Here is a 10,919-nt window from a genome sequence, read left to right as displayed (position 1 = left end):
CGGCTACTCCATCGGCGCTGAGAGCGTGAAGCACGAACTGGCCCGGTTGTTCGAGGAACACGGTGCCCCGGGGATGATCCGCTCGGACAACGGCCGGGAGTTCATCGCTACTGGCCTGCTGGAATGGCTGCGCGAGGTCGGCGTGACGCCCGTGCATGTGGCGAAGGCCAGCCCGTAGCAGAACGGGTACATCGAGCGGTTCAACGGCTCGATGCGCGATGAGTTGTTGAACCGCGAGTCGTTCCATTCCCTGACCGAAGCCAAGGTCGTGATCGGCGCCTGGGTGAAGCATTACAACGAGTTCCGGCCCCACTCGGGGATCGGCATGCGCACCCCGGCAGCGTTCGCGGCATACTGTGCGACGCAGCCGCCTACGACAGATCAGGCGGCAAGTGAGAGGGGCAGGTGTCGTTGACTACCAACACTCTTGCTGGACCAGAAGACGACGTCTTCTGGGACCTCTCGATTGACCGGGAGCTCCACTTCGAGTGGACCAAAACCTGGGGGCTAGACACCCTGGAGATCGACGATCAACCGCACCGCCGAGGTGGCCTCCACCGAGATCTTGCCGTTCGCGACCATCGGGACGATCGCGGTGTTCGACACCGAGGACGGGGTGGGACCCGACCCGAAGATCACCGCGCTCAGAGCCGAGGTCGAGCCAGAGGGGGCAACCCGGATGATGCCCGACGCCGCCGGCGAGACCGCCGTCAGCGTCACCTGCACCGCGGATGCGTTAGCCGGTACACCCAACAAGCCGCCCACCTGAAGCGATCGCCACGCGTTCGCCACCATCGGCGTGCTGTAGCCACCCAGACCCGTCGAGGTGTCCATCAACCGCCCCGTCACGGGCACGAACTCACCACCCGTACCGGTCACCACTGACGCCGCCGACGCCGAACCCGCAACCGTCGCCAACGCGACCACCTGCAGACCCGAGACCGCCAACAACACCGCCAACAACCGAACGACAACGCCCACACTCAACGACACACGACGAAACACCGAGACCCCCAAGACCACCAGCGCGATCAGACGAAAACGTCCGAACGCTAAGACCCAGAGAGGCTTGCGCGCAGGAAGTTCAGGTCACTTCGCCAGGCATCCTGTGTCAGATCGCCCATCCTGATCAGGCACCGGTCAGCCAGGGGTCAGATTCGCTCCTCAGACAGCCGCATCGTCGTAGTCCGACCCAGCCCGACGCCCCGCCCGCACCCAGGCCACGTACCTCCCCAGCGCAGGTACGCCGACGCGGATCATCAGCCCCACCAGCACGCCCGCGACCACGTCGGTCAGCCAGTGCGTACCCGTCACCAGCAGCGCCACGGCCAGCACCAGCACCAGCCACCACGGGGCGCCGTACGCGACGAGTGCCAGCTCGTGCCCGGACGGATAGCTGCCGCCGAGGTGCGAGACGCTGCCGTGCACGTCGGGTCGGTGGAAGAACCACTTCAGGAAGACCACCGCGAAGATCACCAGGCCGACCCGCAGCAGGCCGCCGACCAGTGCCGTACGTGAGTGCCGCCGGACCCTGATCGCCAGGAACACCACGCTGGTCACCGCCGGCTGCAGCAGGTTGACGAAGACGTCGGCCGCCCGCTGCGGCAATCCCCAGCGCTGCCCGGGATAGAAGCGGTGGTAGGCCCACACGTCGAGTCGGTCGGTGCCGTGCAGGTGCACGAACGCGCTCAGGGCCACGAAGAGCAGGCCCGAGCCGAGCACCACCCAGACGGCGAGCAGCCTCCTCATCCCAACGGCGCTCCCACCCGCTGCGGGATCCTGGCCGCGACCAGCGCGAGCCGCTCCCCCAGCTCGGCGAGGGGCGGCGCGGCCCGGTCGTTGTCCGACATGACGCTGACCGGCAGCGGCCACGGGATCGCGAGAGTGGGATCGTCGTACGCGATCGTCAGGTCCTCGCTCGGATCGTGCGACCGGTCGATCCGGTAGGACGTGTCGGCCACCTCGGTCAGCGCCTGAAACCCGTGCGCACACCCGGGCGGCACGAAGATGCTGTTCTGCCGCTCGCCCGACAGGTCGAACGAGAGCCAGGTGCCATACGCCGGCGAGGCCGGGCGCAGGTCGACGACGACGTCGAAGACGGCCCCGCTGGAGCAGCGCACCAGCTTGCCCTCACCGGCGCCCACCCGCAGGTGCAGGCCCCGTACGACGCCGCGCGCCGAGCGCGACATGCTGTCCTGCACGAACCCGTCAGGGTCCACACCGACACTGCGCGCGACGGTGGTGTCGAACGTCCTGCTGAAGAAGCCGCGGGCGTCGTGGTGCGGCTCTGGGGTGAACGTGACCAGCCCCGGGATCGCTGTGGTCTCGGCGTACAAGGGACCCTCCCCAAATGTGGGCAAACCGGATGCTCCGGATCCTTCGCCGCTCTCGGTGCCGCCAAGACTCGTGCCGAAGGATTTCACTCATTGGGGGTATCTGATGCCAGCATGTCGTCTCTGCGGGAGCGATCTCACCGCGACCTTCGTGGACCTCGGCATGTCGCCGCCGTGCGAGACCTATCTCGCCGCCGACGAGCTCGACCAGGCCGAAGCGTTCTACCCACTGCACGTCCGGATCTGCTCCGAGTGCCTGCTGGTCCAGCTGCCCGCCTACCTGTCGGGTGAGGCGATCTTCAGCGACTACGCCTACTTCTCGTCCTACTCCGACTCGTGGGTCCGGCACGCGGAGCGGTACGTCGATCACGCCATCGCCCGCCTCGGCCTCTCCAGCGACTCCTTCGTGGTCGAGGTGGCCAGCAACGACGGCTACCTGCTGCAGCACACCGTGGCCCGCGGCATCCGCTCGCTGGGCATCGAGCCGGCCGCGAACGTCGCCGAGGCGGCGGTAGCGCGCGGGGTGCCGACCGAGGTGATGTTCCTCGGCCAGGAGACCGGTACGAAGGTCGCCGACATCCACGGCCCCGCCGACCTGGTGGTCGCCAACAACGTCTTCGCCCACGTGCCCGACATCGTCGACTTCGCCCGTGGCCTGCGCGCTCTTGTCGCCGACAACGGCACCGTGACGATCGAGATCCCGCACCTGCTGCGGCTGATCGAGGGCAACGAGTTCGACACGATCTACCACGAGCACTTCTCCTATCTGTCGCTGCTGACGACCCAGCGGGTGCTCGCAGCCGCCGGCCTGACGGTGGTCGACGTGGAGGAGCTCGAGTCGCACGGCGGCTCGCTGCGGACCTGGTCCATGCCGACCCAGTACGGCGCCACGCCGAGCCCGGCCGTCGCCCGCGTGCTCGCCGACGAGGCCGCCGCCGGCCTGCACACCCTCGAGGGTCACGCCGGCTTCGCCGCCAAGGTCTCGAAGGTGCGCAACAACCTGATGGAGTTCCTCATCGAGGCCTCGTGCGAAGGCAAGCTCGTCGCGGCGTACGGCGCCCCCGGCAAGGGCAACACCTTGCTGAACTACTGCGGGGTCAAGCCCGACCTGCTGGCCTTCGCGGTCGACCGCAATCCCGGCAAGCACGGTCGCTTCCTCCCCGGGACGCACATCCCCATCCGGCCCGTCGAGGCGCTCGCCGAGGCTCGGCCCGACTACATCCTGGTGCTGCCGTGGAACCTGCGCCGGGAGATCAGCGAGCAACTCGCCTACGTGAGCGAGTGGGGCGGGCGCCTGGTCACCGCGCTCCCCCGTCTGAACGTCTTCGAGGCAGGAGAGAACCGATGAAGGTGGTGCTGTTCTGCGGCGGTCTCGGCATGCGCATGCGTGCCGACAACCAGTCGCTGCCCAAGCCGATGATGTCCATCGGTGACCGGCCCGTGCTGTGGCACATCATGCGCTACTACGCGCATTACGGGCACACGGAGTTCATCCTCTGCCTGGGATACGGCGCTCGGGCGGTGAAGGAGTACTTCCTCAACTACGAGGAGACCACCTCCAACGACTTCGTGCTCACCAAGGGCTGCCAGCACGTCGACCTGATCGGCACCGACGTCAGCGAATGGACCATCACCTTCGTCGACACCGGCATGGACACCGCGATCGGCGAGCGGCTGCGTCGCGTCCGCCCCTACCTGGAGGACGACGAGTTCTTCCTGGCCAACTACGGCGACGTGCTCACCGACGCTCCGATCAACTCGCTGGTCGAGGAGCTCGCGGCGACCGACGCGGTCGGGCAGTTCATCGCCGTCCGCCCGCAGGACTCCTTCCACGTCGTCGACATGGACTCCTCCGGGTCGGTGTCGGGCCTGACCCCCGCCGGCGACATGCCCTACCGGATCAACGGCGGCTACTTCGTCCTGCGCCAGGGCATCTTCGACTTCCTGGACGAGGGCGACGACCTGGTCATGGACGGCTGCGTCAAGGCCGCCCACGCCGGCCAGATGCGCGCTGTGGCCTACGACGGCTTCTGGGCGCCGATGGACACGTTGAAGGAGCGGACGTATCTCGAAGACCTGCACCGGCAGGGAACGGGGCCGTGGGAGGTCTGGCAGCACGCCTGGGCCTGACCGCCGAGAAGTCACTTTCTGCGGGTTGAGGGGTCAGTTTCTGCGAACCGAGTCGTCAGTTTTTGCGGGTCGAGTAGCCCCGCGCACGCCGCGCGACGTCCGCCGATCCACGTCCGCCGATCCACGTCCGCCGATCCACGCCCGCCGAGCTTGTCGAGGCGCCGGCGGTCAGCGGGGCGGCCAGAGACAAACGAGAAGCGTGGGCCAGTACCAGCGTGGTCACGTGTCTTGGCTGGGCGGGGTGCCTTCGTATCAGTCGCGTCGGGCCACCAGGCGTGTGATCGGGTACGGCGAAGAATTCACCCGATGCGGTCAGCAAAGAGGGTTGTCTAGGTCAATCTGAGCAGATAGGATTCGAATACGTGTTCGAACCGTCTCTCTCGGGTGGTGACCATGCATCAGATCCAGAAAACTCTCGCGACGATCGATGCCGCCCTGAGCGATGCTGCGGATGCGAATCCGATCTTCCTCTCCACCACCGACAAAGCCGCCACCATCCTCGCCCTGCGCCGGCTCCGTGCCCGTCTCGAAGAGCTCGAACTACGGGTTATCGCCAGCGCCCAGGACGTGGCCGAGGAGATCGGCGCACGTGACGTCGCGTCCTGGCTGGTCGCCCAGGAGGTCGTCGACAGCAGGGCCGCGCACGCGGCGCTGGCTCTGGCGCGCGGCCTGGAGCAGCGGCCGGTGGTGCGGGCCGCGTTGGCGCAGGGTCGGTTCAGTCTCGAGCATGCCCGGGTGATCCTCGACGGGCTCGCTGCCCTGCCCGACGACCTGCCCACCGATGTCGTGGAGCGCGCCGAGGCGCACCTGTGCGACCTCGCCACCCAGCACCGCCCGAAGGACCTACGCCACCTCGCCTCCCACCTCCTCGAGGTCGTGGCACCCGAGATCGCGGAAGCAGCAGAGGCCGAAGCCATCCGTCGGTTGGAAGAAGCCGCGCACGCGAAGGCGACGCTGTCGATCAGCGACCACGGCAACGGCATGGCCCGGATCCACGCGATCGTGCCCGAAGCCGTCGGTGAGCGGTTGCGGACGCTGTTGGAGGCGTTCGCTCAGCCAAGGGTCGCCGCGCTGGAGGCCGACGGACACGTGCGCCCCCGCAACCGGCTCTTCGCCGACGCGTTCGCCCAGCTGCTGGAGTGCGTGGACGGCGACGGGGTTCCGGCTCATGGCGGGGACACCACCACGATCATCGTGGCCATCCCGCTGGAGCAGCTGCGCAGCGAGCTCGGGACCGCAAGCCTCGGTCAGACCCCGATCTCCGCCGGCGAGACCCGACGGCTGGCGTGCACCGCCGCGATCATCCCCTACGTGCTGGGCGGCCAATCCGAGCCGTTGGACCTCGGCCGGGCCAGACGCCTGTTCTCACCCGCCCAGCACAAAGCCCTCAGAATCCGCGATCGGCACTGCCGCGCCGAAGGCTGCACGGTGCCCGCCACCTGGTGCGACGCCCACCACGAAAATCCCTGGAGCCAGGGCGGACCCACCGACCTGACCAACGCCGCCCTGCTCTGCGGCCACCACCACCGCCGCGCCCACGACCCCACCTACGAAACCATCAGACTCGCCAACGGCGACTACCGCTACCGCCGCAAGACCACGACGCTCCTCCACGACCGCCGGTGAGCCTCGATCCACCCGGCCGACCAGCGGATTCCCCGACGACCGCGGCGCAGGTCCGGATATATCCGCTGCGACCCGGCTAACCCCGCCGGACGCTCCCCCGGTCCTGCCCGTACGGCGCGGCACGCCACGTCCGCCAGCTGACCACATGGTCCTGCTCGTGGACCATGAACCGCCAGGCCCCGACGTACAGGTTGCTCGCGAATGTGTTGTCCTGCGAGAACGTGATGTGGTTCTCGACCACGGTGCCCTGGAACGGCGACCAGGACGGATAGCTGCCGTAGTTGGAGAACAGCCCGTTGTAGCCGCAGCCGGTGTTCGCGGCGCAGCCGTGCCCGACGCGCGCCGCGCTGAACACGAACCGGTTGTGCAGCACCCGGACGTGCTGGGTCCTCCATCGACAGTCGTTGATCAGCGGCGCCTTGGCGACCCTGGACGGCGACCCGCACGCCGAGACGGTCGCCTGCGGCGAGACCAGCGTGCTGATGCCGGTACTGCTGTTGGCCGGCGAGCCGGCGAACCGGTCGGCGTTCTCCCACAGCACGACACCCGACCAGTTGTCCCGGAAGCGGTTGTGCGCAACCACCAGCTTCGTCCCGTAGCGCGAGCCCGCGCGTGGATCCGCGCCGGACTCGGAGAGGTAGAGCGCAGCGTGCGGGAAGCCCGGGTCGGCAGGCCCGCCCACCAGCGCGTTGCGGATGAAGGTGTTGTGCACGATCCGGGCGTTGTAGCTGGTCTCGTAGACCACGCCTGCGTCGGCGTTGCCGCTGAACGTGTTGTGGCTGATCAGGAAGCCGGTGTTGTTCGTGTCGGCCCACACCCCGACACCGATGTTGTCGTGCACGAAGTTGTCGCGGATGACGGCGTTGCGGGTCGCCCAGAACTTTCCCCCGCCGGTGCAGCCACAGCCGCTCTGCCGCTCCTCCCAGCGGGCGGTGTCGTTGCCCGCGATCTCGTTGCCGATCAGGCGGACATTGCTGACACCGTTGTCCTCGTAGGCGCTGAAGCCGTACTGCCCGTTGCCCGTCAGGCAGCTGCGGCTGAGCACGTCGCCGCTACCCAAGAACACCCCGGCGCCGGCGTTGCCCCGGACGGTCAGCGCACGCATCCGCCAACCGTGGCCGGCGTCGTGGTTGACCACGCCTTCGTTGAAGTCGTCGGTGAGCGACGTGCCGAAGTTCTGCACGACCAGGTTGCTGATCCGCACGCCCTTCGCGCGACCGACGAACGCGTAGTGGTTGCGGCGCTTCCCGTCCAGCACCGCCCCGGGCGCGCCGATGATGACGTCGCCCCGCTTCGGCTCCACGTTGTCGTACTGTCCCGAGCCCAGCACGTGCACGCCCGGGGTGACCCAGAAGGTGGTGCCGGCCCCGTGTCTGGCGACGGCGACGTCGAGTCGGCCGCTGACCTTGACCGCGCCCGCTGGCTTTGTCGCCGGCCCGGCCGGCACTGCTCGGACACAGCCCACCGAGGAGGTCACCCGGCCGAGGTCAGGAACGCCCGATGACTGGGGCTCCCCCGGGCCGGCGGTCCGGCTCACCAGGACAGACGATGCCTGCCTGCTGGGCGCCGGCCCAGGGGGTGCGGCCCCCGCGCCGAGGGTCCCCGTGGCCACCAGGCATAGGACAGCCCCGATCACCAACCGGGTAGGCAGGACCATCGCCGTCCTCCCTACCCACTTCCCTCGGCTTGCCGCGCTCCGAGCCTAGGGCGCTGGAGCCGCCGGGCTCATCCCTCAAATGAGGTACGCCGCCCGACCATCCGAGACGAGCCGCCAGCACGCTCCCTAGCGTCGAGACTGCGCGACCGATGACGAGGCCGCGCCACCGGGACGGAGACGAGGGAGGCGACGTGCTCGGACTGCAGCTCCCCGCCGGCCATCTGGACGTGCTCTGCCTGGGGGCCCATCCAGACGACGTGGAGATCGGGTGCGGCGGCACGCTGCTGCGCCTGGCCGAGCGCGACGCGGCGATCCGGGTCCACGTCATGACGGGTACGCCGGGGCGCGTGGCCGAGTCCACCCGGGCGATCGGGCTGTTCGCGCCCACGGCCAAGATGTCCTTCGGGCAGCTGCCCGACGGCCGGCTGCCGGCGTACTGGAATGACGTGAAGCAGGCTCTGGAGGATCTGGCCGTCACGCCCGACCTGGTGCTCGCGCCGCGCGTCGACGATGCCCACCAGGACCACCGGCTGCTCGGCCGCCTCGCCGCCACGGTGTGGCGAGACGCGCTGGTGCTGCACTACGAGATCCCGAAGTGGGACGGCGACCTGGAGCCGCCCACGCACTACGTCGCACTCACCGCCGAGCAGGGCCGCCGCAAGGTCGAGCTGCTCAACGAGTGCTTCCCGAGCCAGCTCGGCCGGGACTGGTGGGACGACGAGCTGTTCCTCGGCCTGATGCGGCTGCGAGGCGTGGAGACCCGCGCCCGCTACGCGGAGGCCTTCCACACGACGAAGGTGAGAGTGGCACTGTGAAGGTCTTGATCAGCGGCGACCGCGGCTACATCGGAGCGGTCCTCGCCCCCCTCTTCCTGGCCGCCGGCCACGACGTCGTCGGCCTCGACGCGGGCTGGTACGACGGCTGCGACTTCGGCCCCTACCGGCTCGACTACGAGTCGCGCACCGGCGACATCCGCGACCAGACGCCGGAGGACCTGCGCGGCTTCGACGCGATCGTCCACCTGGCCGCGATCTCCAACGACCCGATCGGACACCTCAACCCGGAGACGACCTACTCGGTCAACGCCCACGGCGCCGCGCACCTCGCCGAGGTGGCCCGCACCGCCGGGGTCGGACGGTTCCTGTTCTCCTCCTCCTGCTCGCTCTACGGCGCCGCCGGCGACGCACCGGTGACCGAGGAGAGCGGGACGAACCCCGTCACGCCGTACGGCGAGAGCAAGATCCTCGCCGAGCAGCTCATCGCCAAGCTGGCCGACGAGGGGTTCAGCCCAGCGTACCTGCGCAACGCCACCGCGTACGGCGCCAGCCCGCGGCTGCGCACCGACATCGTGGTCAACAACCTCTGCGGCAGCGCCCAACGTTCCGGCGAGGTCAAGCTGTCCAGCGACGGCACCGCCTGGCGGCCGCTGGTGCACATCGAGGACATCTCCCGGGCGTTCCTGGCGGTCCTCGAGGCCGATCGGGAGGTGATGCACGACCAGGCGTTCAACATCGGGCGCGACGAGGACGTCATGCAGGTGCGCACCATCGCCGAGGCGGTCGCCGCCCGTTACGACGCCCCGGTCACCTTCGCGGCGGGGGCCGGGTCGGATGCTCGCGACTACCGGGTCAGCTTCGCGAAGGCGACCGAGCTGCTGCCGGCGTTCCGACCGGAGTGGACGGTGCCGCTCGGGATCGAGCAGATGGCCGACCAGATGGCGGCGTACGGCGTCGATGAGGACCGCTTCACCCGCTTGCGCCAGATCCAGCGGCACACCGACGCCGGCCGGCTCGACGAGCTGCTGCGATGGCGCTAGCCGACGCTGCGACCCCTGATGAGGCCGCCGAGACCTCGGCCCCGGGCGAGCTCGAGGCCCGGTTGCGACAGCGGATGGAGCGGCTCTACCCGCTGTGCCGCAGCCTGACCGGCGACGGAGTCCGGCAGACGCTGGCGATCCTCGCCGAGGACCTCCCCCTGGACGTACGCCGGGTGCCCTCGGGCAGCTCCGTCTTCGACTGGACGATCCCGCCGGAGTGGAGTGCGCGGGCGGCCTGGATCGCCGACGCCACCACCGGTGAGCGTCTGGTCGACTTCGCCCACCACACCCTGCACCTGGTCTCCTACAGCGCGCCGTTCAGCGGCCGGCTCGACCGCACCGAGCTCGAGCCGCACCTGCACTCCCTGCCCGACCGGCCCGAGTGGATCCCCTACCGGACCAGCTACTACGCCCGCGACTGGGGCTTCTGCCTCAGCCAGCGGCAGCGCGATGCGCTCGGCGACGGTCCCTTCGACGTGGTCGTGGACACCACGCTCACCGAAGGCGCCGACGGCGGCGAGCTGGTCTACGGCGAGGTGCTGCTGCCCGGCACCGAGGCGGACGCCGGCGAGGTGCTGATCAGCTCGCACCTGTGCCACCCCTCGCTCGCCAACGACAACCTCAGTGGCCTCGCCGTGGCCACCGAGCTGGCCCGTCGGATCGGCGGCCGCCGGCACCGGCTGACGTATCGCTTCGTCTTCGCGCCCGGCACCATCGGCTCGCTGACCTGGCTGGCCGAGCATCCGGAGGTACGCCCGGCTCACGTGCTCGTGCTGACCGGCCTGGGCGGCGGCGGACCTCTGGTCTACAAGCGCACCCGCCGCGGCGCTGCGCCGATCGACCGGGCGGCCGAGCACGTCGTCGGCCGACGGAACGGGCGAATCATCGACTACTCGCCCTACGGCTACGACGAGCGGCAGTACAACGCGCTCGGCTTCGACCTGCCCGCGGGCCGGCTGACCCGCACGCCCCACGGCGAGTATCCCGAGTACCACACCTCCGCCGACGACCTCGGCTTCGTGCGCGACGACGAGTTGGTCGAGGCGATGACGGCGATCGAGGAGATCCTCGAGGTGCTCGAGGGCGATGCGGCGTACCGCAACCTCAGCCCGTACGGCGAACCCCAGCTCGGCAAGCGCGGCCTCTACCCGAAGATGGGTGGGCGCAGCGCCGACGATGCGGTGATGGCGATGCTGTGGCTGATGGCGTGCTCCGACGGCGACACCTCGGTGCTGTCGATCGCCGACCGCGCCGGGCTGCCGTTCGGCGTACTCCGCAAGGCGGCCGACGACCTGCTCGGCGCCGGCCTCCTCGGTTGATTGATGGCTCCGTCACCGTCGAGTGATGGCTCCGTCAC

10 protein-coding genes and 1 pseudogene are annotated in these 10,919 nt (G+C 69.3%); 7 read left to right on the top strand and 4 right to left on the bottom strand.

Going from position 1 to position 10,919, the window contains the following annotated elements; all coding sequences use genetic code 11:
- Window positions 1–79: 79 nt before the first annotated feature.
- Window positions 80–352: pseudogene (locus H036_RS26030) on the top strand (transposase); the annotation flags it as partial.
- A 155-nt stretch (window positions 353–507) separates the two neighbouring features.
- Here H036_RS26030 and H036_RS0121045 read toward each other — a convergent pair.
- The 3 genes from H036_RS0121045 to rfbC all read right to left on the bottom strand — a co-directional run bounded on the left by H036_RS0121045 (window position 508) and on the right by rfbC (window position 2,336).
- Window positions 508–960 (bottom strand): hypothetical protein, encoded by a 453-nt coding sequence (locus tag H036_RS0121045; RefSeq protein WP_198290046.1) that lies wholly within the window; start codon window positions 958–960, stop codon window positions 508–510.
- 204 nt (window positions 961–1,164) lie between these two features.
- The gene (locus H036_RS0121040; RefSeq protein ID WP_017936791.1) at window positions 1,165–1,749 is read right to left on the bottom strand and encodes a hypothetical protein; all 585 of its coding nucleotides are present in this window, start codon (window positions 1,747–1,749) and stop codon (window positions 1,165–1,167) included.
- Window positions 1,746–2,336 (bottom strand): dTDP-4-dehydrorhamnose 3,5-epimerase, encoded by a 591-nt coding sequence (gene rfbC, locus H036_RS0121035; protein WP_017936790.1) that lies wholly within the window; start codon window positions 2,334–2,336, stop codon window positions 1,746–1,748. The genes H036_RS0121040 and rfbC overlap by 4 nt, the downstream gene beginning before the upstream one ends.
- A gap of 103 nt (window positions 2,337–2,439) precedes the next feature.
- Between rfbC and H036_RS0121030 the strand changes: the two genes are divergently transcribed.
- From H036_RS0121030 to H036_RS24710, 3 genes are all read left to right on the top strand, one after another.
- Window positions 2,440–3,681, top strand: coding sequence for a class I SAM-dependent methyltransferase (locus H036_RS0121030; protein ID WP_017936789.1), 1,242 nt, complete (start codon window positions 2,440–2,442; stop codon window positions 3,679–3,681).
- A complete protein-coding gene (locus H036_RS0121025; RefSeq protein WP_017936788.1) occupies window positions 3,678–4,463 on the top strand; it encodes a sugar phosphate nucleotidyltransferase in 786 nt (261 codons plus the stop codon). Before H036_RS0121030 ends, H036_RS0121025 begins: the two co-directional genes overlap by 4 nt.
- Before the next feature lie 393 nt (window positions 4,464–4,856).
- Entirely contained in the window at window positions 4,857–6,089 is a 1,233-nt protein-coding gene (locus H036_RS24710; RefSeq protein ID WP_232421925.1) for an HNH endonuclease signature motif containing protein, read from the top strand.
- Between the two features lie 76 nt (window positions 6,090–6,165).
- Here the strand turns inward: H036_RS24710 and H036_RS24035 are convergent, their stop codons facing one another.
- Window positions 6,166–7,626 carry a right-handed parallel beta-helix repeat-containing protein gene (locus tag H036_RS24035; RefSeq protein ID WP_157417746.1) on the bottom strand — a complete coding sequence of 487 codons (1,461 nt, stop codon included), beginning with the start codon at window positions 7,624–7,626 and terminating at the stop codon, window positions 6,166–6,168.
- 311 nt (window positions 7,627–7,937) lie between these two features.
- Here H036_RS24035 and H036_RS0121010 point away from each other — a divergent pair, with 311 nt between their 5' ends.
- The 3 genes from H036_RS0121010 to H036_RS0121000 are packed head-to-tail and all read left to right on the top strand — an operon-like array spanning window position 7,938 to window position 10,881.
- Window positions 7,938–8,561 carry a PIG-L deacetylase family protein gene (locus tag H036_RS0121010; RefSeq protein WP_017936786.1) on the top strand — a complete coding sequence of 208 codons (624 nt, stop codon included), beginning with the start codon at window positions 7,938–7,940 and terminating at the stop codon, window positions 8,559–8,561.
- The gene (locus tag H036_RS0121005; RefSeq protein WP_017936785.1) at window positions 8,558–9,562 is read left to right on the top strand and encodes an NAD-dependent epimerase/dehydratase family protein; all 1,005 of its coding nucleotides are present in this window, start codon (window positions 8,558–8,560) and stop codon (window positions 9,560–9,562) included. The genes H036_RS0121010 and H036_RS0121005 overlap by 4 nt, the downstream gene beginning before the upstream one ends.
- Window positions 9,553–10,881 carry a DUF4910 domain-containing protein gene (locus tag H036_RS0121000; protein WP_017936784.1) on the top strand — a complete coding sequence of 443 codons (1,329 nt, stop codon included), beginning with the start codon at window positions 9,553–9,555 and terminating at the stop codon, window positions 10,879–10,881. Before H036_RS0121005 ends, H036_RS0121000 begins: the two co-directional genes overlap by 10 nt.
- Window positions 10,882–10,919: the final 38 nt, after the last annotated feature.

The organism is Nocardioides sp. Iso805N (assembly GCF_000364605.1).
Lineage (GTDB): Bacteria > Actinomycetota > Actinomycetes > Propionibacteriales > Nocardioidaceae > Nocardioides.
The sequence above is the reverse complement of the archived record's forward strand: the minus strand, read 5'-3'. Positions and strand labels throughout refer to the sequence as shown.

Excerpts from the sequence above, each read along its gene's own strand:
- H036_RS0121040 (WP_017936791.1), bottom strand. The coding sequence starts at position 1,749 with ATGAGGAGGCTGCTCGCCGTCTGGGTGGTGCTCGGCTCGGGCCTGCTC.
- H036_RS0121030 (WP_017936789.1), top strand. The coding sequence starts at position 2,440 with ATGCCAGCATGTCGTCTCTGCGGGAGCGATCTCACCGCGACCTTCGTG.
- H036_RS0121025 (WP_017936788.1), top strand. The coding sequence starts at position 3,678 with ATGAAGGTGGTGCTGTTCTGCGGCGGTCTCGGCATGCGCATGCGTGCC.
- H036_RS24710 (WP_232421925.1), top strand. The coding sequence starts at position 4,857 with ATGCATCAGATCCAGAAAACTCTCGCGACGATCGATGCCGCCCTGAGC.
- H036_RS0121000 (WP_017936784.1), top strand. The coding sequence starts at position 9,553 with ATGGCGCTAGCCGACGCTGCGACCCCTGATGAGGCCGCCGAGACCTCG.